General features: G+C 61.8%; 23 protein-coding genes and 1 tRNA gene. 11 read left to right on the top strand and 13 right to left on the bottom strand.

What is annotated here, in order from left to right; translation table 11 throughout:
* Positions 1 to 4 precede the first annotated feature (4 nt).
* Genes CFE428DRAFT_RS05955 through CFE428DRAFT_RS05935 form a run of 5 tightly spaced genes read right to left on the bottom strand, consistent with a single transcriptional unit; the run spans position 5 to position 6,222 of the window.
* The gene (locus CFE428DRAFT_RS05955) at positions 5 to 1,618 is read right to left on the bottom strand and encodes a GH3 auxin-responsive promoter family protein (protein ID WP_006978567.1); all 1,614 of its coding nucleotides are present in this window, start codon (positions 1,616 to 1,618) and stop codon (positions 5 to 7) included.
* Entirely contained in the window at positions 1,615 to 2,337 is a 723-nt protein-coding gene (locus CFE428DRAFT_RS05950) for a GNAT family protein (protein ID WP_006978566.1), read from the bottom strand. The genes CFE428DRAFT_RS05955 and CFE428DRAFT_RS05950 overlap by 4 nt, the downstream gene beginning before the upstream one ends.
* A complete protein-coding gene (locus CFE428DRAFT_RS05945) occupies positions 2,334 to 3,431 on the bottom strand; it encodes a hypothetical protein (protein ID WP_042724501.1) in 1,098 nt (365 codons plus the stop codon). The genes CFE428DRAFT_RS05950 and CFE428DRAFT_RS05945 overlap by 4 nt, the downstream gene beginning before the upstream one ends.
* On the bottom strand, positions 3,428 to 4,786 hold the full coding sequence (locus CFE428DRAFT_RS05940) for a B12-binding domain-containing radical SAM protein (RefSeq protein ID WP_006978564.1): 1,359 nt from the start codon (positions 4,784 to 4,786) through the stop codon (positions 3,428 to 3,430). The genes CFE428DRAFT_RS05945 and CFE428DRAFT_RS05940 overlap by 4 nt, the downstream gene beginning before the upstream one ends.
* Entirely contained in the window at positions 4,783 to 6,222 is a 1,440-nt protein-coding gene (locus tag CFE428DRAFT_RS05935; protein ID WP_237705442.1) for a B12-binding domain-containing radical SAM protein, read from the bottom strand. The genes CFE428DRAFT_RS05940 and CFE428DRAFT_RS05935 overlap by 4 nt, the downstream gene beginning before the upstream one ends.
* A 41-nt stretch (positions 6,223 to 6,263) precedes the next feature.
* Between CFE428DRAFT_RS05935 and CFE428DRAFT_RS05930 the strand changes: the two genes are divergently transcribed.
* Together CFE428DRAFT_RS05930 and CFE428DRAFT_RS05925 are read left to right on the top strand one after the other, a co-directional pair.
* A complete protein-coding gene (locus tag CFE428DRAFT_RS05930; protein ID WP_157447433.1) occupies positions 6,264 to 7,211 on the top strand; it encodes a diiron oxygenase in 948 nt (315 codons plus the stop codon).
* The gene (locus tag CFE428DRAFT_RS05925) at positions 7,208 to 8,125 is read left to right on the top strand and encodes a fatty acid desaturase family protein (protein WP_006978561.1); all 918 of its coding nucleotides are present in this window, start codon (positions 7,208 to 7,210) and stop codon (positions 8,123 to 8,125) included. The genes CFE428DRAFT_RS05930 and CFE428DRAFT_RS05925 overlap by 4 nt, the downstream gene beginning before the upstream one ends.
* Before the next feature lie 859 nt (positions 8,126 to 8,984).
* On the opposite strand, the gene CFE428DRAFT_RS35430 is transcribed toward CFE428DRAFT_RS05925, so the two are convergent.
* From CFE428DRAFT_RS35430 to CFE428DRAFT_RS33070, 3 genes are read right to left on the bottom strand one after another with little or no spacing between them, the layout of a single operon-like run.
* Entirely contained in the window at positions 8,985 to 9,659 is a 675-nt protein-coding gene (locus tag CFE428DRAFT_RS35430) for a phosphatase PAP2 family protein (protein WP_006978559.1), read from the bottom strand.
* Complete coding sequence (locus CFE428DRAFT_RS05915; RefSeq protein ID WP_006978558.1) at positions 9,656 to 10,261, bottom strand: YybH family protein; 606 nt, start codon at positions 10,259 to 10,261, stop codon at positions 9,656 to 9,658. The genes CFE428DRAFT_RS35430 and CFE428DRAFT_RS05915 overlap by 4 nt, the downstream gene beginning before the upstream one ends.
* A 21-nt stretch (positions 10,262 to 10,282) precedes the next feature.
* Entirely contained in the window at positions 10,283 to 11,281 is a 999-nt protein-coding gene (locus tag CFE428DRAFT_RS33070; RefSeq protein ID WP_006978557.1) for a Rieske 2Fe-2S domain-containing protein, read from the bottom strand.
* A gap of 129 nt (positions 11,282 to 11,410) precedes the next feature.
* Between CFE428DRAFT_RS33070 and CFE428DRAFT_RS05905 the strand changes: the two genes are divergently transcribed.
* A complete protein-coding gene (locus CFE428DRAFT_RS05905) occupies positions 11,411 to 11,758 on the top strand; it encodes a phenylpyruvate tautomerase MIF-related protein (protein WP_006978556.1) in 348 nt (115 codons plus the stop codon).
* 9 nt (positions 11,759 to 11,767) lie between these two features.
* Here CFE428DRAFT_RS05905 and CFE428DRAFT_RS05900 read toward each other — a convergent pair whose 3' ends face one another.
* Complete coding sequence (locus CFE428DRAFT_RS05900; protein ID WP_202797367.1) at positions 11,768 to 12,529, bottom strand: AraC family transcriptional regulator; 762 nt, start codon at positions 12,527 to 12,529, stop codon at positions 11,768 to 11,770.
* 117 nt (positions 12,530 to 12,646) lie between these two features.
* On the opposite strand from CFE428DRAFT_RS05900, the gene xylA reads away from it, so the two are divergent.
* Together xylA and CFE428DRAFT_RS05890 are read left to right on the top strand one after the other, a co-directional pair.
* Positions 12,647 to 13,960: a xylose isomerase gene (gene xylA / locus CFE428DRAFT_RS05895; protein ID WP_006978554.1), complete on the top strand. Its 1,314-nt coding sequence runs from the start codon at positions 12,647 to 12,649 to the stop codon at positions 13,958 to 13,960.
* Between the two features lie 320 nt (positions 13,961 to 14,280).
* On the top strand, positions 14,281 to 15,666 hold the full coding sequence (locus CFE428DRAFT_RS05890; protein ID WP_006978553.1) for a cell envelope integrity TolA family protein: 1,386 nt from the start codon (positions 14,281 to 14,283) through the stop codon (positions 15,664 to 15,666).
* Between the two features lie 719 nt (positions 15,667 to 16,385).
* Here CFE428DRAFT_RS05890 and CFE428DRAFT_RS33065 read toward each other — a convergent pair.
* On the bottom strand, positions 16,386 to 16,859 hold the full coding sequence (locus tag CFE428DRAFT_RS33065) for a ribonuclease III family protein (RefSeq protein WP_083805001.1): 474 nt from the start codon (positions 16,857 to 16,859) through the stop codon (positions 16,386 to 16,388).
* Positions 16,860 to 16,923: 64 nt separating this feature from the next.
* Positions 16,924 to 17,133: a ribonuclease III domain-containing protein gene (locus tag CFE428DRAFT_RS40305; RefSeq protein ID WP_006978550.1), complete on the bottom strand. Its 210-nt coding sequence runs from the start codon at positions 17,131 to 17,133 to the stop codon at positions 16,924 to 16,926.
* Between the two features lie 109 nt (positions 17,134 to 17,242).
* On the opposite strand from CFE428DRAFT_RS40305, the gene CFE428DRAFT_RS37015 reads away from it, so the two are divergent.
* Positions 17,243 to 18,028 carry a hypothetical protein gene (locus tag CFE428DRAFT_RS37015; RefSeq protein ID WP_006978549.1) on the top strand — a complete coding sequence of 262 codons (786 nt, stop codon included), beginning with the start codon at positions 17,243 to 17,245 and terminating at the stop codon, positions 18,026 to 18,028.
* Positions 18,029 to 18,466: 438 nt separating this feature from the next.
* Here the strand turns inward: CFE428DRAFT_RS37015 and CFE428DRAFT_RS05875 are convergent.
* Positions 18,467 to 18,541 (bottom strand) — tRNA-His (locus CFE428DRAFT_RS05875).
* 182 nt (positions 18,542 to 18,723) lie between these two features.
* On the opposite strand from CFE428DRAFT_RS05875, the gene CFE428DRAFT_RS05870 reads away from it, so the two are divergent.
* The 5 genes from CFE428DRAFT_RS05870 (at position 18,724) to CFE428DRAFT_RS05850 (ending at position 20,353) form a co-directional block, all read left to right on the top strand.
* Entirely contained in the window at positions 18,724 to 18,996 is a 273-nt protein-coding gene (locus CFE428DRAFT_RS05870; RefSeq protein ID WP_006978548.1) for a hypothetical protein, read from the top strand.
* Between the two features lie 138 nt (positions 18,997 to 19,134).
* Complete coding sequence (locus CFE428DRAFT_RS05865) at positions 19,135 to 19,317, top strand: hypothetical protein (protein WP_006978547.1); 183 nt, start codon at positions 19,135 to 19,137, stop codon at positions 19,315 to 19,317.
* A 235-nt stretch (positions 19,318 to 19,552) separates the two neighbouring features.
* Positions 19,553 to 19,789, top strand: coding sequence for an addiction module protein (locus CFE428DRAFT_RS05860; protein WP_006978546.1), 237 nt, complete (start codon positions 19,553 to 19,555; stop codon positions 19,787 to 19,789).
* Positions 19,780 to 20,088 carry a type II toxin-antitoxin system RelE/ParE family toxin gene (locus CFE428DRAFT_RS05855; protein WP_006978545.1) on the top strand — a complete coding sequence of 103 codons (309 nt, stop codon included), beginning with the start codon at positions 19,780 to 19,782 and terminating at the stop codon, positions 20,086 to 20,088. Before CFE428DRAFT_RS05860 ends, CFE428DRAFT_RS05855 begins: the two co-directional genes overlap by 10 nt.
* 49 nt (positions 20,089 to 20,137) lie before the next feature.
* On the top strand, positions 20,138 to 20,353 hold the full coding sequence (locus CFE428DRAFT_RS05850; RefSeq protein WP_006978544.1) for a hypothetical protein: 216 nt from the start codon (positions 20,138 to 20,140) through the stop codon (positions 20,351 to 20,353).
* Between the two features lie 85 nt (positions 20,354 to 20,438).
* Here CFE428DRAFT_RS05850 and CFE428DRAFT_RS37010 read toward each other — a convergent pair whose 3' ends face one another.
* On the bottom strand, positions 20,439 to 20,606 hold the full coding sequence (locus tag CFE428DRAFT_RS37010) for a hypothetical protein (RefSeq protein ID WP_006978543.1): 168 nt from the start codon (positions 20,604 to 20,606) through the stop codon (positions 20,439 to 20,441).
* Positions 20,607 to 20,686 lie beyond the last annotated feature (80 nt).

Below are 20,686 nucleotides of genomic sequence, written 5' to 3'. Positions count from 1 at the left end.
TGGATCAAGCGTTTCGTCGGAAGTGACTCCGCCAATCGGTGCGCGTAGAGAGCATGCGCGGTTTGATATCGCCGATCCGGGAACCCGGGGCGGACATCACCCGACAGTAGATTTCATAAGCATCCGCGGCAATCCGGCAGCCGTGGACCGGCTTGAGCTGGCCGAGTTCGCGGCACACGGCGTAATGGGGATTGTCGCGCAACCGAGCATCCAAATGCGGAAGCAGCGCGGCGGGAAAATCGCCCTCGATAAAGAGAGTGTAATGGCGGTTTTGATTTTCGCCGACTTCGGGGGCGAGCAGGGCAAAGCGCGGCGCCAGATGGAACCGGCGGCAGGCTTCTTCCAGCGCGTGGGTGACGAATGGCTCGGCGAGTTTTTCCCCGCAGAGATCCGAGATCCCGCCTTCCCGCCCAAGGAAGCGGAGCGAGGGTGTCGCCCCGACAAAGCCGTCGACTTCCACCAAATCGCCCAGGCGATATCGCCACAAGCCGCCCGCGGTAGTGACGATCACCGTGTAGACTTCGCCTTCCCGCAACGCGTGCGCGAGACACGTGTTCCCCTGGGCGTCCGCAAATTCGAAGAAGTGGGAAGTAATCGCGATCGGATGACGTCCGGCGAAAGGAATCGAGATACAAGCCTCGGTCGCGAGCAGCCCCTTCGCCTGGATGGCGACGTGCGGATGTCGCTTCTGCAAATCCCGGAACGGCAGCCCGGCCTGGCCATCGCCCCAGCAACTGACGACCTCAAGACCCGGCCAGAGTTTGGCTATTTCCGAAGGTCCAGCCGCTTCGAGGACTCGCGCACGCCTGGGCGATGGAGTCGCACCAAGGAGAGGTTGCACTTCCGCGGGGAAAGCGTCCCGGCATTGGCAATCGCCGGATGCCACATCGGCCACCAACTCGTTCCACCCGTTGGAGAGCGCATCCCAAAGCAGTGTGAGAAACGACGGATGCCAGACGGAGATGAGCCGGAGCTCCGGTTGGCGGAGGAGACAGAGGAGCGTCGCGTAACGGAATGAATCGGTGTCCGCGGCCAGGCGCAGCGCCGAAGGGGCGGCGAAGGTAGCCTCGACCAATCGCTGGCGGATTCCACCGAGATAAGCGCTGTCATCGTCGAAGCCGATCGGCACGGCCGCACTTTCCTCGGCGCCAGCCGAAATGGCGGGCGAGATGGACCAGTAGGCCGGACCCCATGTGATCGACGGATATTGCCGCACGAGATCGAGCATCCATGCGCCGATGGCGGCGTTGAAGGAACGTTGCAGCCCGCGGGTAAACGGGATGAGTTTGCGCGCCCCACTGGAGCCGCTGGTCGGCACGAGCCGGGCGACGGGTTCGTCGGTAAGAACGTTCGATTCACCATCCCTGATCCGCGTGACCCAGGGCTCCAGCGTGTCGTAGTCCACGATCGGCACCCGCCGGCAAAAGTCCTCGTAACTGCGCACTTTTGCAAAACCATGGGCGCGTCCATAGGCGCTGTCCGCGTTGATGGCGATGAGTCGGGCAAGGACGTCGCGCTGGGTCGATTCGGGCCGCGTCAGGGCGCGTTGATAGCGCACCCACGCGCCCGTGCTCGCTCCGAGCCACAATCCATTAGTCAGAGCCGCGGCCGCTTTCACAGGCCCGTCACCATGCGCCGGCCGGCCGGGGTGAGATTGGAGTCATCAATCTCGGTAATGCAGACCAATTCGTCACCCTCCTGGTGGCCGGGATTGCGCTCGAGGAAAAAGGCGACGTGCTCGTCTTTGCGCCGCCCGGTCGCCGTCGCGCGCAAATCCGCGCACAGTCGCTGGGGCTGGGAAAACCGGACGATTCCCGCGGCCCGATCGAACGCCGCGCCGTAACGGGCTTGCGCGAGATGATCGAGCAATTGCTGCGTTTCATTTGGTGTGGGCACGTCGCACCGTGGGTAAAATTCACGCCAAAAGACCGGTAGAAAACGATAGGTGCGGAACCCGGAGGTGAGGAGCAGCCAATAGCAGGGCCGCTCGGGAAACGACGCGCGCAAATGATTCACCGCCGCGATCCAGTTACGGGCCAACGCCGGCGAACCCCACGCTTCGGGAGCAACGATCGTATCGCCGGAATAGATCGCGGTGACCAGGCTGCCGGCAAAATCCACCTCCATCATCAACAAAGTGGAGAAGCCGCACAGGCATCCGTCGCGGCGGATTTCCAGGACCCAGTTTTTCTCCGCGAGGTCGCTTTCAAATTGCCGCCGCGTCACTCCCTCGAAATGCCGCGAGAGCAGGGCAAACATCTCGTCACGCTGATCGATCGAGAGCGACTCGCGCGGGAGCAAACCAGGAATCTCGGGCAGGACGGCGGTGCTATTCATAACAGGGCGACATCGGGGAAATAGACTGCACGGTTACCGCGCAGATCGACGACGGATTTCTCGGCCCACTGGACTTGATAGAAACGACTGCGCCACGTGCGAAGGTGAAAGCGGCGTCGGAGCGCGGCTGCCTCCGGTGAATGCGCCGGCAGGCCCACGGTGAGAAATTCCACGCCCGCTTCGACGGCCGGCGCGAAGAATCCTTCGACAAAATCCGGCAGCAACGCCGCCGCCCCATCGGCCAAAGCCAGGGGTGAAAGAAACGCCGCCGGCAATGTCGCACCGGGCCGCGGCAAACGCGGAAGACCAAAGGGACGACCCACGGCATTGAGGATCGGACGCGCGAAGGAGAGCAAAGGCGCGTAGCGCTGGATGACGGTCTGCCGAAAAGCGCGTTGATCCCAAAGAGCGCCGGAGGCCACAAGCTCGCCCCCCTCGAAGAGCAGGCGAAATCGGCTCAACGGCAGGCCATGCTGTTCGAGACTGAGCAAGGACCCAACCGACCAGACCGGACTGAGTTGATGGCGTTGCCCGTGATCATTCAGCAAGCGCACCATCGCCGGCAGATGCTCGGGAGAGGCCACGGTCAACGGTCTTCGCGAGTGACGCGCGACAGTGACGAGAAACGTCTCAAACTCCGCGAGAAACTCGTAGGCTGGCAAACCCAGACCGCCGCGCTCCAGCAGGCGAATCGCGCGATCGTTATCCGCTCCGATGCTCGTGAAATAAGCAGCCGCGGGGTTATCGCCTTCCGTCTCGCGGAAAAAGCGGTAGCCGCCTTTCAAAATGTCGAGGCGTCCCAGCGCGCCTGCGTCCAGTCGCAGTTCCGCGAGGTATCCGACCGACGCTTCCTGCCCCGCCACCCAGGTCGGGCGACGCGTGCAACGCCCCATGCATACCAGCCGGTCGCGCGAAAAAGCGATGATCGTCCGATCACGCCCACCGGCAATATTCGCGCCGCGCGCGTAGGCCGGTTCGCGCTCGAAGGTCACGCAGATCGCGCCTTCCATGGCATTCTCGCGCAGAAGTCGGCGGATGGCCGCGTCGTCCGCGTCTTCGGCCACCGCGAAGCGAACGCCGCGAGCAGTGATCAATTCGCGGTGAGCAACGGTCCCTGCCATGATTCGTCTCCCAGCGGATAGTGATCGCGCATGCTCACGTCGCCGCGGTGCATGGCGTTGATGAGGAAAAAATTGCGCCACATGAAACCGTTCGCCCGGTTCACCACATCGATGCTGCGGCGCAGGATGCTCTTCCACGAGTAGAAGCGCCGCCGCGCCGCGAGGCAACCGCGTTGCAACTCCTCCGTGCTCATGCAGCGTGGTTGAAAGGGAATGCGATTGTAGCTGTAGCGATCATCGAGCCACCAAGCATCATAGAGTAGCCGGTTCTCCCCCGCGAGGCGTCGATAGAGCGGCGTGCCGGGGAACGGCGTGAGATGATTGAAAGCCGCAATGTACATCGCGTGCTCCTCGGCAAAATCGACCGTGCTGGCAAAGCTCTCCGTCCTATCCCCATCGTAGCCGAAGACGAAGGTGCCATAGACGCGGATGCGATGCTTGCGCAGATTGGCCAGCGCCTGCACGAAGCCACCCCGCGCTGTATTGAAGGTCTTGTTCATCACCGCGAGATTGGCCGGATTCAGGCTTTCGAATCCGATGAGCACGCCCTGGCAGCCGCTGCGCACGAGCAGGTCGAGAAACTCCTCATCATGGGCCGCATTGATGCTCGATTGTCCGACCCAGCGAATGCCGAGCGGGATGAGCGCGCGGAAGAATTCCTTCGCCTGCGCGAGATTCGACGTGATGTTGTCATCCACGAAAAAGAAGAGCTTCTTGCCGTGCCGGTTGGCGGCGAGCTCGGTGAGGATATCGCCCGCCGGGCGGCGGGTCTGGCTCTGGGCAAAGACCGTCTGCACCGCGCAGAAGTCGCACTTGAAATGGCAGCCTCGTCCCGCCTCGACGAGGCCGATGGGCAGATAGCGCTTGCCGCGGAAGATGGAGCGATCGGGGCGCAGACCCGAGAGCGTGGGCCGCGACGTGGAGCGATAGAATTTTTCCAGGCGTCCATGACGCGCGTCGTCGAGGACGCGCGGCCACAATTCCTCGGCCTCGCCGGTCACCACGGCCTCCGCATAGCGCGCGACTTCATCGGGACACAGGCTGGGATGAAAGCCACCCATGACCACGGGCACACGCCGGCGGCGGTACTCGCTGGCAATCTGATAAGCGCGTTTCGCGGTGTAGGTCTCCACGCTCATCGCCACCAGATCGGTCGGTTCGTCGAAGGGAATGGTTTCCATTCGGTCGTCGTAAAATTTCACCTCCACGTCGCGCGGCGTGAGGCCCGCCACCGTCGCCGCCGGGAGCGGCTCCATCTGCCAGGTGCGAATGTAGCCGCGGTCTCCGCGCCGCCGGCCGATGCAGGGATGGATGATGGTGAGTCTCATACCGGTACCGCCTCTTCGACGTTGCCTGTTTTCTTCGCCGGCGCGCGGCCGATGATCCAGTCGCAGTTGTAAAAGCGACTCAGGTTCTGCGCGTAGAAACGGTAGCCGAGATTCGTGCCCAGCCGCACCGGCCACGGCGCGGGCGAACGGGTGATGCGCCGAATGATCGAGGGCAGACTGTAGGCATGCTTCCACGCGACCTCGATGCCGCTCTGCAATTCCTCCACGCTCATGTGTCGCGGCTGAAAGACCACGTGCTGGCCGTCGTACAGCTCCCAGTCTTTCGTCAGAATCCGTCCCTCCGCTTCCAGGCGTTTGTAGAGCGGCGTATTGGGAAACGGCGTCACCACGGCGAAGCGGGGGAGATCGATCCCGGCCTCGACGGCGAAGCGGGCGGTTTTCAAAAAAACATCGGGGCGATCGTCATCGAGCCCGAAGACAAAGCAGCCTTGCAGCGCGATGCCCTGCGCATGGAGACGCTCGACCACGCGGCCGTAATCCTCCGGCGTGTTGAAGCCTTTGTGATTCTGGCGCAGGTTGGTGGTGGAGATGGATTCGAGGCCCATGAGCAGTCCCTTGCAGCCGCTGCGCGCGGCAAGTTCGAGCAGTTCGGGATCATCCGCCAGCAACACCGTGGCCAGGCCGTACCATTGCAAACGCAGCGGAATGAGGGCGGTGAAAAGCTCCAGGGCATAACCCCGGTGGGCGATGAGGTTCAGGTCCACGAAGATCAACTTCCGCGCGCCCTGCTGGCGAATGTCGGCCACGACTTCCACCACCGGTTTTTGCCACGGTTTCCGTCCCCAAGCGGTCGGCACCACGCAGAAGTCGCAACTATGCACGCAACCGCGGGTGGCTTCGAAGACATCGCTGGTCAGATAGCGGCGGCTGGGCAGCAACTCCCGCCGGGCAAAGGGGCGGCCGGCCAGATCGAGACCGGGTGCCTGACGATACAACTTCTTCAAGCACCCCCTCATGAAGTCGCGCAGCAATTCCGGCCAGGTATCTTCCGCATAACCCACGACCACGGCATCGGCATGCGGGTCGGCATCTTCGGGAATGAGGGTGACGTGCGGCCCACCGAGCACCACGGTGATGCCCCGCGCGCGGAAATGATCCGCCAGTTCGTAGGCCCGGCGCGCGGTCCCGGTGATGACCGTCAGCCCGATCAAGTCCGCCTCCAGATCGAGCGGCACATTGGCGATGCCTTCATCGATCAGCTCGAGCTCCGCGGGCACATCCGGCGGCACCAGGGCGGCGAGCGTCGTCAGCGTGAGCGGCTGGTAGCGGAGCGACTTTTTCCAAATGCCGCCACGATGCCGGTAAAGCGGGCCCTTCGGAGAAATCAACGCGATCTTGATCACGGGGCGAAGCGTAGCCGCCAACGCCCGTTCGGGAAAATTGAAAATACCGGCGGCGGCCATTGAGTTTTTCAATCTCGGAAATTGCCAGCCTTCGGATAAGAATGGGTTTTGAAATGAACGCGATGCGACATGCAACGGGCCGGGCCTCGGCGCAGAGCGGGCCATCCGTGCCGGAACCCGGCGAAGCGGCCATCGATTTCACGCGTCTTTTTATCGCCGAAGTATTCACGCCGCTCTTTCACACCCGCATCTACGCCGGGCTGCCGGGGGCGGTGCGCTTGCGCTACAATCAGCTCCACGCGCTCTACTTCAACGAACAGATCGCTTTCTTTGAGCAGGGGATTCTCAGCCCATTCTTGCTCGCCTTGTTGCGCCGCTCGCCACCGGTCGACTTGGAGAAGGGCCTGCGCGTGTTCTTTGCCGAGGAGCAGCGGCACACCGCGCAATTTCGTGAGCTCAATCTCCGTTGCGCACCGGAGCTCTACGAAGGGGGCGAGCGGTATTTCGTTTCCGCGCCGCGGGCGTTGGACGCGGCGATTTCGGCGGCGGCCGCGCAGCCTTTTCTTTTCCCGCTGTTGATCTGGCTCACGCTGCTGCAGGAAGAGCGCTCGCTTTACTGGTCGAGGGGTTGTCTCGAACACGCTTCCGAGCTGGAGCCACATTTTGTCGCCACGCATCGCGCCCACCTCGCCGATGAAATCGGTCATGTGCGATGGGATGAGGATTTGCTGGATTGGCTGTGGCCGCGGGTCGGACCGGCGATGCGACGTCTCCATGCGTGGCTCCTGCGCTGGATGCTCGGAGAGTATTTTCTTTTGCCGAAGCGTTCTTCCCGACGCGTGATCCGGCAGCTCGTCGCGGAGTATCCGTTTCTCGACCGGCAACCGCTCGATCGAGAAATGGATGGCCTGAAGAGTAACCCCGCCTTCCTGGCCACGCTTTATTCCCGTGAAGTCACGCCGCGAGCTTATGCCCGCTTCGCCCAGCATCCCGAGTTTGCGGTGCTCGCCGACATCTTGCCCGCCCTCGATCGCATTTATGCAGCGGGTTTCCCATCATGAAAGATCAACGCATCCCTGACCGCCTGAACCTCGGCATTCTCGTGCTGCAGTTGGCGGCCATCGGCGTCTGCGGATGGCAGGTATCACACGTCGCGAGTGGATGGCCGCTGCTCCTGCTCGCGCTCGTCTTCGGGGTGATCATGAATTCCGTCTACTCCACCATCCACGAGGCGGAGCATGCGATGCTCTTCTCCCATCGCGGATGGAATGACTTTGCCGGCGCTTTCATGGCGCTCTTTTTTCCAGCGCCGTTTCATCTCATCCGGCAGGGGCATCTCGGGCATCACCTGCGCAACCGGACGGATGACGAGGCGTTCGATTTCTATTTCGAAGAGGATCACAAGCTTTGGAAAATCCTCGTCCTCTACGGAATCCTCACCGGCTTCTATTACCTCATCGTCGCGCTGAGCAACGTCGTGTTTCTCATCCTGCCTTTCCGCGAGGACAAGAAATACTGGCAGGTCGACCAGGCTTCGGTGGCGTTCATGGAATCGTTGAACCCGGGCTATCGGTGGATCATTCGCCTGGAATGCGCCGCCGCCCTCGCGCTGCACGGCGGGCTGGTCTGGTTCCTGCACATCCCGCTCGCGCACTATCTCGCGATGTATGCCGGCTTCGGCCTGATGTGGTCGGGCATGCAATACGTGCACCACTACGGCACGGAGCGGCACGTCACGCGCGGCGCGCGGAACTTGTGGATCTGGAAACCGCTCGACCTGCTCTGGCTCAATCACAACTGGCACCTCACCCATCACCAGAATCCTTCGCTCCCGTGGCCATATCTTCCGCAGACTGGCGCGCAGGAGGAAGCCGGGCGCGGATTTTTGCTCCTGGCTTATGTGCGCATGTGGCGCGGGCCGCGGCGGGCCACCGAACGCGTGTCCAATCCTCATTCCGGAAAGGTCATTCCGTGATCCGCACGGCGGACGACGATAAGCGGTTGCTCGCGGCCGCCGCCGCGCACGCCGAGGATCGCGATCTGGCCAGCCTGAGCGCCCCGCGCCTGGCCGACCTGGCCCACCGCGAGGGATTGGATTTCGCCACGGCGGTCCTATACGATCGCGTGCAACGCGTGCCCGCCAACGCAGCGTTCTGGCAGGCCGCGCAACAACCACCGGCCGAGCTCAACGCGGATCTCATCGGCATCGTGCCGGGGGCATTTCATCGCCAGCACCGAAATACCGGTGCAGACGGCGCGCGTGTCCTGGCCATCGCCCGGAAGCTGGGCTGCGAAGCGGCCGTCATTCCGACGCCAAGTTTTGGCAAGATCGACGAAACCGCCGAGGTCATCCTCCGCTGGCTGGCCGCGCAGCGCGGCCGGAAAATCGCGCTGGTGAGCCTCAGCAAAGGCGGCGCGGAGGTGAAGCGGGCGCTGGCTTCGGCCGCGGCGCCCGCCGCCTTTGCCGATGTCTCCGCCTGGGTCAGCCTCAGCGGCCTGGTCCAGGGCACGCCTTTGATCGCCTGGCTGCGCCGCCAGCCCCTGCGCTGGTGGGGCGTGCGCTTGCAACTGTGGTGGTATGGCTGCGCGACACGGGCGCTCGAGGATTTACGCCATGGGCCGGGCACCGTGCTGGATACCTGGCCGGCTTTGCCGGAACACCTCACGGCCGTGCACGTCCTGGGTTTTCCGTGCGCGCGTCACCTGTTTCATCCATGGGCTCATCGTGGCTACTCGCGACTCGCGGCCCTCGGGCCGAATGATGGCGGGGGCATCCTGCTCGCCGATTGCGCGCGTCTGCCGGGAATCGTCTGCCCGCTTTGGGGCCTCGATCACTATCTCGCGCCGGAACAGGACGCGCTGTCCACCCTCACGGGCATCGTCGCGGCGGCGCTCGCGCCCCGCCACGCCAGGGCATCGGCAATCCAGCCGAGCACCATGCCCGCCGCGAGATCCAGCGCGTAGTGCTGGCGGGTGGCGATCGTGGAATAGAGAATCGCTCCGCCCCAAACGATCGCGACGAGGATCACCCAGAACGGGGTTACGCGGCCGAACATTCGCCAGGCCAGCGCACCCATGTAGATGAGAAAGGCAGCGTGCAGCGACGGAATGGCATTCATCGGCCCGGAACCGTGGAGGATGATATACATCGGCACTGTAGACCCGCCGTCCGCCGGCCACGGTGCGATGGTCGGCAGGAAAAGGTAGATGAGGAAACTGACCACCATCATGATCACGAACCCGGCGACATAGCGCCGGATGCCATCGCGCGTGGTGAGCAGCCAGGGAACGACCGCGGTGAAACTAAATTGCGAGAGATAGATCCATCCCCAGGGACTTGGCTGGAAAGGGATATGGCGATCCAGCCAGGTCATCGGCACCGGGCGCAGCGGAAAAAAGGCGTGGCGCCCGAATAATTCGTACCCGCCCCAGAAGACGAGATTGAGAGCGACGGTGAGCCATAGCTTCCACCGCCATTCGATCCGCAACCGGGCGAGCATTTGCGTCATAGGATGGGCTCTTTCGGCGGGAAAATGCGCCGCGCCATGAATCCGAAGAAAATCCCTCCAAACAGGCCTGCCGCCCCGACCCACTCCGCCAGCCTCTGAGACCCCGCGTTGGGCACCGGATTGTCGAACGCATTGACGGAGGCATGAAAGGCGACGACGAGCCAGCGGTCGCCGCGCTTGGCGATGGTGGCGGTGAAGACGCTGTTGAAGGGCAGCTCAGCGCCGCTACTGAGCACGAATTGATCGTGCAAATTTCCCCACGACACCGCCCAGTCGCCGTAAACATGCCGGCCGATCACCTCCGGGTTGGATTGGATCTCCCGCACCATGCGTTTCGGGCCGGTCATCATGCGGTCGTAAAAGGCACGGACCTCCGCGGGGCCTTTGCAGACTTCGCCATTCTGCCACGTGACCACCACCTGCGGATCGAGATAGGTGAGCAGGCTGTCGATGTCGCCTTTCTTAAAGCTGGTCACGAGGCCTTCGCGCAGTTTGGCGATAGCCGCGGTGGCCTCGGCGTCGTTTTTCGACGCCTCGGGCTCGCTCCAGGCGGGAAGGGTAAAGGTCAGAGTTAGGAGCAACAGGGCGAATAGCTTCTTCATAAAGGCGCGGGGTAGCGGAGGTTAACGCGGAATGTTTTGCAGCCAGTGGAGATAATCGGCCAGCTCTTTGTCTGCCGAGGTCATCCGTTTCGGATGATAACGCAGGCCTTCGGAACTGTTCACATCCGCACGCACAAACTCGCGGATGAAATAGCGCCGGATCATGGCGTCGAGCGGATCGAGCCAGCGCCGGGCCAGCGCGTTTTGGCGGCGGGGAATCCAGACGATATTGCGCACCCACGTGCGGTTTTTGTCGAGCGGCACGAAGCTCACCAACCCATAACTGCAGGTGCGTGGAAATCGGGAAGTCACCAGCACCAGATTCCCGCCCCAATTCTCGACGGTCATTTCCATTTCCGAGCCGGAGAGCCAGCGAATCATCCGGTCGCGCCATGAATTACCGGTGACGCGAAATTTCGCGCGCAAGCGCCAGGCGAAAGCATGCGGTGAGTCGATCGTGACATCGCTCACGAGCGAGCGATCGTGCGCGCAGCGAAAATGCTGCACGTCAAAGCCATTGCCGCTCAGCAGATACCACGGGGCGTCCACCGTAAATTCGAACGCGGGCGCGGCCAGGAGCTCCGTGTCGTCCCGGCCCTCAAAAAAGGGGAGAGGAAAGCGCGCTTCGGGGCGATTGAAAAAGAAAACCAACCCGCCGCGTTCTTCGACGGGGAATGCTACCTGCCGGGCGAACGGCGGAATCTCGGAGAGCGCGGGAATGTGTGCGCATTTCCCATCGCGCCCGTATTCCCAACCGTGCAGCGGACACACGATGCGCCCGTCCTTCACACAGCCCTTGGAGAGATCTGCCGCCATGTGGCTGCAACGTCCGCTCAAGACCGCTGCGGGACGATCCCGCTCGCGGAAGGCGACGAATTGCTGTCCGTCGGGAAGATCCAGGCGCCGCGGACTGCGCTGCAGTTCCGCGACTGTTCCAATGTAGTACCAGGACGCAGGGGCCAGACTGAACGCCGGGGCGGAGACGCCTTCATCGTCGGATGTTGGAGCGAGCGCTTCCACGTCGTGATGGAAACAACAATTTGCGCTCCACGCAAGTAGCCGGCGAGGTTTTGATCTTTGCGGAGCCCGGGTTAAGCCGCGCGGTTCGGGCGCTTGCCAAGCGGAACCGGAATCGGATTTCATCGGCGCATGCCTTACCTCACTGTCTCGACGAATGCGGAGATTTCCCCGGGAGCGGAAAAGCAATTTTTGAAAGAGGCATCGCTCGCGGTGGCCGTCGGCACCGGCAAACCGGAGCAATACGTGATGGTCAAATTCGAAGCCGCGCAATCGATGCTCTTCGCGGGATCGGATGAACCGGCGGCGTTTGTCGAGCTGAAGAGCATTGGGTTTCCGGCTGGTGGTGTGGAGAAGATCGCCGCGTCGCTTTGTACTTTGGTGGCGAATCATCTCCATGTTCCAAGTGGACGTATTTTCACCGTCTTTCACGACGTGAAGGCGCCGATGTGGGGGCAGGGTGGGGGAATGTTTGGGTGAGCCAACTTCTCATCGCCGTCTACGCACAGACACGCCACTCCGCATCGCCTGACGATACGCGCTCGGCGTCTGGCTGACCCGCGCGCGGAATTGCTCGGCGAAACTGCTCCCGTCGACGAAGCCGCAACGGACGGCAATTTCGGATGCGGAGAGATTCGTTTCCTCGAGCAATTTCATCGCGGCGATGACCCGCGTCTTGATCAGAAACTCCTGCGGGCTGAATCCGAAGGCGTCCTGAAACCGTCGCTGAAAATGCCGCATGGAAAGCCCGCAGGCGCGCGCCACTTCGCTGAGCAAAATCGGCCCGGCAAAATCACGCCGGATGATTTCGATGGCATGCGCGACGTTCTGAATCGTCGGTAACTGCATCTCGTGTTCCGCCGCACGGCGCACCACGCCGGCGGTCCCGCAGACCTGGCCCTCGGCATCGCGGAGCGGCAGCTTGGTGACGAGAAACCAGTCCGGCACGCCCTGCTTGTCGAACCACAATTCCACCCGCTCCACGAGGCGCGCCTTGCCGGAGAGGAGCCGCGCATCATCCCGCACGTAACCGGAGGCCATGTGCAGCGGCGCGACATCGAAATCGGTGAACCCAAGGATCTCGCTCTCGTGGCGCATTTGGTAGTGTTGCATGAAGTTGCGGTTGACCAACATGAAGCGGCCCTGGAGGTCTTTGCAGTAAAAGCAAACCCCCGGCAGATGATCGAACAGCACGTGAAAATGGTCGCTCGGCCGCACCTCGGCCAGCCACGCGGCGCGTTCGCGTTCCAACCGCTGAAGGCGGGCACGGGAGGAAACGCGACGGGCTGGCGCTGGCGTATTTGGCATAGGCTTTGTCGTCACACATGACGCCAAGGCGGGCTACGATCAACTCCCAATCCCATCCCTATGAGCACTTATTTCCCGAACATCAGCAAGATCGCCTACGAAGGCGCGAAGTCGAAAAACCCCTTCGCTTTCAAACACTACAACCCCGGGGAAGTCGTCGAGGGCAAGACGATGAAGGATCACCTGCGCTTCTCGGTGGTCTACTGGCACACCATGTGTGGCCAGGGCGCCGATATGTTTGGCGGGCCGACGGCGATCCGCCCGTGGGAGGCGGGCAAGAGCGGGCTCGAGCTGGCCAAGGCGCGCGTGCCCGTCTTCTTCGAGTTCGCTGAAAAGCTCGGCGCACCCTATTACGCTTTCCACGATCGCGACGTCGCCCCGCATGCCGTGACGCTGAAGGAATCCAACCAGTGGTTCGATGCCATCGTCGCCCTGCTCAAGGAGCAGCAGCAGCGCACGGGCATCAAGCTGCTCTGGGGCACCTCGCAGCTTTTCGCCCATGCCCGCTACGCCCAGGGCGCGGCGACCAGCCCGAACGCCGAGGCTTTCGCCTTCGCCGCCGCGCAGGTGAAGAAGGCACTGGAAGTGACCAAGGAACTCGGCGGTGAAGGCTACACCTTCTGGGGCGGCCGCGAGGGTTACTCCACGCTCTGGAACACCAACATGAAGCGCGAGCTCGATCACCTCGCGAAGTTCCTGCACATGGCGGTCGATTACGCCAAGCAGATCGGCTTCAAGGGCCAGTTCTACATCGAGCCCAAGCCGAAAGAGCCGACCAAGCACCAGTATGATGCCGACGCCGCGGCCTGCCTGAACTTCCTGCGCGAATACGACCTGCTGCCGCACCTCAAGCTGAACCTCGAGACGAACCACGCCACACTGGCGGGCCACTCCATGCAGCACGAAATGGAAGTCGCCGGCGCCTCGGGGGCACTCGGCTCGATCGACGCCAACACCGGCGATCTGCTCCTCGGCTGGGACACCGACCAATTCCCGACGGACGTCTATCTCACCACGCAGTGCATGCTCGGCATCCTCAAGTATGGTGGCTTCACCACCGGCGGCGTTAATTTCGACGCCAAGGTCCGCCGCGAGAGCATCGACCCGGAAGATCTTTTCCACGCGCACATCGGCGGCATGGACGCCTTCGCCCGCGGTCTCAAGATCGCCGCGGCCATCCGCGCCGATGGCCGTCTCGATCAATTCGTCAAGGATCGCTACGCCTCGTGGGACAACGGTCTCGGCGCGAGCATCGAAGCCGGCAAGGAGAGCTTTGCCTCACTGGAGAAATTCGCCCTGGAGAAGGGTGAAGCCGGCGGCGCCGCCAGCGGACGCCAGGAATTCCTCGAGAACCTCATCAACGAGTTCATCTAAGGCCTTCTTCGGAAGCCATTTCCGAAAATCAAACGCCAGGGGGCGCCGGGAAACCGGCGCCCTCTTTTGTTTTTTCCACGAGGCGGTAACCGTTCGGCAGCAATAAGAGAGGGACGGAGGGGCGCCCTCTTAATCTTAATCGTAATCTTACTCTTAATCTTAATCCCGTCGGAGAGAGTAAGATTAAGAATTCTGATCGCGTGGCAAAATGGATGCAGAGGAAGGTGTCATCGAAGGATTGACACCGTGCACCTATTGACGTTCTCCATCTGCCAGCGCGATAATTTGCGCGCTAATACGTTCCCTTTGCCCCATTTTCAATGACCCGGAAATTTTGCACCCTGCTTGTTGTTCCCTCGCTGTTCCTCGGTGTGCTGACGTCGTGCGATCAAAAACCCGTCACGCCGAAGCCGAAGGCGGAGAAGAAGCCCTACCTCGGCTCGCCCGAAGTACGGTTCACCGAAGCGCGGTCGCAGATGATCGACGGGCATTTCAACGACGCGGCCAAGTCGTTTGAGGACATCCTCACCGTGCCGAAGATCCGCCAGCCGCTGCAGACCTGGATCGAGTTCCACCAAGGGCTGGCGCTGTTGCTGGCCGGCAAGCAGACCGACGCACAGGTGGTCTTCGGCAAGATCGAGTCCGATGGGCCTTTCACCAAGGCGGGGTCGGATTCGCAGATCGCGCAGTGGTTCGTGAATATCGCACAGCAGTTGCACTCGAAGGATCCGATTCCACCGGCCCAAGGCCGGGACTACGACAAGTGGTCGTACGAAGGGATCTCGCTACTGGCGCTGGGGCTGAAGGATTGGAACATGGAAAAGTATGACGACGCGACGGCTCTTTTCCGGCAATTCAACGATGCGGCGCCGGAAAAAATGGTCGAGTGGGCCGACGGTCCTGCCGATCTGAAGAAGCTGAAATCGATCGGCGATAATTTCGTCAACGACTACAAGGAATTTGAGCCGGCGAACAAGGCGCTGGTGGCCGCGAAAGAAGCCGCGCCGGAGGATCAGATGGCCGCGGTGGAGACCGCCAAGGCCGCGCGGGCGAAGATGAAGCTGACCTCGAAGATGAGCGAGACGCTGGACGGCTTGATCGCCGAGATCGAGCCGAAGGCCTCCGCGATGATCGCCGCGAAAAACAAGACGTCCGCAGATGAAATGGCCGCGGATGACAAGGCGTTGACCGACGCGAAAACGAAACGCCAGGAGCTGATGGACAAATTCCAGTTCGCCGAGGCGAAGACCGCGATCAGCGACGCAAACCTGAAGACCGAGAAAGCACGTGATGAGCAGGAATTGCTGACGAAAAAGGTTTCCTGGCTGGCGAACTTCAAGTCCCAACTCATCGAGGATCTGGCCAAGAAAGGCTACGCGCAGCCGATCGAGAATAAATCGGGCGATAAAGTGGCCGGCGGGGTAGCCACCGCAGATCAGCAGCAACTGACCCTCAAGGCGGGCGGGGCCAAGATGCCGTGGTCCGATCTGTCGCCGGATTCGGCCTACCAGATGGGGCTTTCCTTCATCGACAAGGACATGCCGCCGGAGATCATGAGCTTCCGCAAATGGCACCTCGGGGTATTCGCCTTTTACGCCGGCAAAAAAAAGGAGGCCCTGGACCTCCTCCGCGCCGCGGCGGAACTGCGACCGGTCTTCAAGGACGAGCTGCCGCTCTTCGAGAAGCCGCCGGAAGGGGCATTCTAAGGGGGCGGTGGAAAAGAGCCCGCGAATCACGCGAATGGCACGAATAGAGTATTTTTCATCCGGGTCACCTGCGTGATTCGCGGGTCAAAAGATCTTTCTGGGGGTTTATTTTACAGTCTTTTGAATACTGTAAAATGAATAGCCGTTTCCCCCCGCGTGTCATTCTTGGAGTGCCCGGTGGTGAGGTGGCGGGCACGGAGTCGAAAGCCGAGCTTGCGAGACGCCTATGGGACTGTGGGGCAAACCCCGTCGCTTTACCAGAGATCATCGCTGGTTGTTCCGCCGGGTTTGCCCCGCAGTCCCATAGGCGTCTCGCAGACTCGGCTTTCGACTGCGTTCCAGTCGTTACACTCCCTCTACTCCAAGAATGACCGCGCGGAGGAAGGCTTGACCCGGATGAGTCAGACCCTGTGGGCAACACTTCCAGAACATCCGAACACCTGTTTCTGGATGTTCAACAGACACCCAGCACCATGGCGGGACGGCTGCTTTCCTGACCAAAGTTGTTCACCGTGTACAGAAGAATGAAATAATTTTTACCAATCTCTTTCTTCTTCTTAAGCGTGTGAATAACTGGCCCTAATGGCGTTCCACTTAAGCATTTACGCGGTTCCACGCCGAATCGAGGCTGCGAATAAGTTTTCTGTCGACGACCAATGACTGCCAATAGGTCGGGGATGCCCAAGGTTATTCCCCATTTCTTCACAGTTATTGGTCGGTTATTCGGATTTTGATTGGGCATCCTCCGCGTTGCCCTGAGCGGCCTTCCCATTGCCGTCGCGCCCACGCCACAGCTCCTTCGAAAGCGCATCGCGGGCGGCGGCCGTCTCCGCCTCCTTCTTGCTGCGGCCATCGCCGGAACCGAGTTCTTTCCCATCCCACACGATCTTGGCCACAAAACGCTTCTGATGCTCCGGACCCGATTGATCGACAATGGGGTACGTCGGGCTAATCGGCGAAATCGCCTGCAACAGCTCCTGCAGCCGCCCTTTCGGGTTCGTATCCGGCGGATCCACTTCCAAGTCCTCCAGCAGATCGCGCGATTCCGTGAGCACGATGCGCCGCACGGTCACGAAATCGCTATCCAGATACATCGCCCCGATTAGCGCCTCAAAGGCGTCTGAGAGCGTGGAAGCCCGTTCGCGCCCGCCGCTGGATTCCTCGCCGCGGCCCATCATCAAGTATTTGCCCACGCCGATCCGCTCGGCCAGCCACCCGCAGGCCCTCGCGCGAGACGATCCGCGCGCGGATCTTCCGTCAGTTGCCCCCTCGCTGAAGCCTGGGGAACTGATCGAAAAGATACTCGGTGAAGATGAGCTGTAGCACCGCGTCGCCGAGAAACTCGAGCCGCTGATTGTCAAAGTGATGCCGTTGCGTTTCGTGGCCGAGGCTGGGATGCGTCAGCGCCTCCGCGAGGAGCAGGGAATTACGAAATTTATATTTGATGCGCTGTTCGAGCGGATTCATTTGGGGGCCATCATGCCGATCTTTGCATGTTGGGCGCGGGAACCGCAAACGCCAAGTAGCATCCATTGACCTGTGGGCACTTCTGTGGAATAGCGGAAAGCATCGCGCCATGTCCCTGTCGCCCGATACCTCCATCTCGCCGTCCAGCGCGCGCCACGCCTGGCCTCGCGTGATCCTCTGTCTCGGGCTGGCCGCCATCGGCGCCGGCGTCTGGGCCTGGCAAAGCATCGCCACCCTGCCGCTCGCAGCCCTCGACAAAGGGACTGCCATGGTCAAAGAGATCGGCCACCAGGCTGCCACCGTCGCCCACGCCTTCCGCGAGCGCAATGTGCGGGAGGAATTCCTCAGCAGCGCCGCCACCCTCACCGGCACGCGCCGTTTGCAAGTGGCCACCCTGCAGGAACACGAGACCTTCCGCCGCAAGGAGAGCAACAGTCTCGCTTGGGGCCTCATCCCGCTGCCCAGCATCGTCGTCCAGGCCGATGTCCCGGTGGAATACGGCTACTACCTCGACTTCGACGGCCCGTGGGAATTCCAGCAGCAGGACGGCGCCGTCACCGTCTACCCGCCGGTGCTCGTACCCAGCACTCCGGCATCCGACATATCCAAGCTCACCTTCTATACGATCGAAGGGCATGTCTGGCAGGACGACAAAGCCGTCCGCAACCGCCTCCTGGCCACTCTCACCCCCGCCCTGCACCGGCGCGCCGTGGAACACATCCCCATGGTCAAAGAGATCGCCCGCCAGCAAGTGCAGATCTTCGTGGGGAAATGGCTGACCGCCTCGTTCAGCGACGGCCACGAGTTCCACGTGAAAGTGGTCTTCCCCGACGAACGCCTCACGCCAGCGCCCGGGGAAGCGGGGTCGAAGGTGGTATCGAAAGCGGCGGAGTAGATTGCGTTCTCGACCAGCACCAAAGCGGAACTGGAGGGGAAGCGTCGTTTCGACAGGCTCAAGACCCTGAGCTTGTCGAAGGGCTCCGTCGCTTCCTTGCTCGCGCGTGAACGAGACACCCACCGAGAGGTGCCTGGGAACGCAAGCAGCAGAGAAAGTGGCGATTCGTTTACGCCCAGCGGCTGGAAGTTGCTGTCGGACTTAGAAAATGAAGGCCCTCTGGCATCATATATTTGCGAGAAAAAACCTATTCGAAGGCGAATACTCATCTATAGACGCCTTCAATTGCCAAAGTCCGACAGCAACTGGAAGCCGCTGCCACTTTGAGCATCCGCCACCGAGACGGCACTCCACGGATTGATAGAGAACGACCGCCTTCTTCCGCTTCGCCATTACGCATTCGTCATTCGTCCTTCCCCATTTCCCCCGGAAGGAAAATGGGGTGGCCAACGGGACTCGAACCCGCAACAGCCAGAACCACAATCTGGAGCTCTACCATTGAGCTATGGCCACCATTTTTGATTTGGAGCCGCGCAAGATACCAAAAGCCGTCCGCTTGCCAACCGGATATTTTCATTCCCTTGGCAGGCGTCCGTCCCGCGCCCCCGCCACGAAGTCTGGGAGGAGTGCCGCAAGAGTTTGCCAGCCGTCAACCATTCGGCTGCAATCGTCCCGCATCCACCCACACCCTTTTTATGGACGAACAGAACCCAACCTCGTCATCCACCACCTGCTGCGGCGACTGGCGCAAAGCCGTCGATGACCTGAGCTCCTGCACCGAAAAACTGGTGCGCGAAGACCCAGCCAAAGCCGTCGGCATCGCCCTTTTTGCCGGCGTGCTCCTCACCGTCCTGCCCATTGGCCGACTCATTTCCGCGCTCGTCCGCCTGGTCTTTGCCCTCGCCCGCCCGCTCCTGCTCGTCCTCGGCGCCGTCAAGCTCTACGAGGAATTTCAGAAGAAAAAATAACCCGCTTTTTCCTGCCCGAGGCCGCCGTTGGTTCCGGCCTTCGGCTTCTCACCAGAAGAGAGACGCCCGCAAAGCCTCAAAAGCTTTCGAGTTAGATCAGGCCTCACTTTAACCTTCACTCTCCACTTCACCGAAGCCATGAACACCCACGACGCCAAAGAACGTGCGCAGGACCTGCTGCGCGAGACGGACAATTGCATTCGGGCCAACCCGGTCCCGGCGGTCCTCACCGCGTTGGGCATCGGCTTTGCCATCGGCATCATGACCCGCTGGGTCGAACCCGCCCCCGCGGCGCGAACCGTGGCAGGAGATCGTCGATGAAATCCGCGACACCCTGGCCACCGGCGCCAAGCGCGGCCGGAAAGCCTACGCCCACACCAGCGACGTCGTCCGCGAAGCGGTCGAACAAGCTGTGGAAAAAGCCCACGACCTCGACGTCGATCCCGTAGTGAAGTGGTGGAAGCGGTTGTGGTCGTGACGCAGGCCTTCGGTGGCTCTGCCCGTCGCTTCTCGCTCTGTGATTGAATAGGCCCCTCCCGTAGCGTAACCTTGCCCCATGCTGCTGGAAAAACTGCCCGCCGTTCAATCCCTCGCGCCGGAGGAAAAGTGGCTCCTCATCGATGAACTTTGGCGGGACCTCGCGCGCCAATTGGAAAGCTCTCCTGCTGATGCCCAGACCGTCGCCTTGCTCGAGGCCCGCTTTGCGGAATACCTGGCCAATCCCGAAACGACCGGCAGCCCTGCGGACGAAGCCTTCGCGCGTCTCGCGGAGCGTAAGCGGCAGTGGAAGTAACCATTCTCGCCGGCGCGGAAAGTGACTTGTGGACCGCGTGGGTCCACTATGAAAATCTGAATCCCGGCCTCGGCGCGAAGTTCGACGAAGCCGTGCTCAGCGGCCTACAGCGCCTTGCCCGGTTTCCTGCTTCGGCTCCACTCTATGCCGGCGAATTCCGCCGACTCCTGCTTCTGAGATTCGACCACGGCATCTTCTATCGTATACACGGGTCTCGACTCGTCGTCGCAGCGGTGGTCGATCTGAGGAAGAATCCCGACGAAATCCGTCGACGCCTCGGTATTTTGGACCCTGGCTGACAAGGCCGTTCACATCGTTCGGGGCTTTCTCGCAGACCTATCGAAAGAAATGACCCGCTGGGTCGAATCAGCTCTGCGGCGCGAACCGTGGCAGGAGATCGTCGATGAAATCCGCGACACCCTGGCCACCGGCGCCAAGCGCGGCCGGAAAGCCTACGCCCACACCAGCGACGTCGTCCGCGAAGCGGTCGAACAAGCCGTGGAGAAAGCCCACGCCCACGACGTCGACTCCGTGGTGAAATGGTGGAAGCGGCTGTGGTCCTGAGGTAGCCCCTCAGGGGGATGCGCTCCGGCGCGTTCCCCATCTTTGGAGCTTGTCGCGGCGCGTTCCTACGTCGGGTCACTCGGCGTTACCGGCGGCGTGACTTGCGGGGGCGCGGGGAGTCGACGGGGATGCGGACTTGCTGGAGGCGGTGTTCGGTGCGGCGGCCGAGAAAGAGGGCCGTGGCGGCGATCGTTGCGGTGGCCAGGAGAGCTTGCAGGATCGGTTGGGTGAGCACTTTGAGGATGAGGAACATTCTGGGGAGGAGGGCGGATGTCGTGGTGGTGGCTACTGGTTACTGAATACTGCTTACCGCGTCCGGGGACTAGTAATCAG

The organism is Chthoniobacter flavus Ellin428, assembly GCF_000173075.1.
Taxonomy (GTDB): domain Bacteria; phylum Verrucomicrobiota; class Verrucomicrobiia; order Chthoniobacterales; family Chthoniobacteraceae; genus Chthoniobacter; species Chthoniobacter flavus.
The sequence above is the reverse complement of the archived record's forward strand: the minus strand, read 5'-3'. Positions and strand labels throughout refer to the sequence as shown.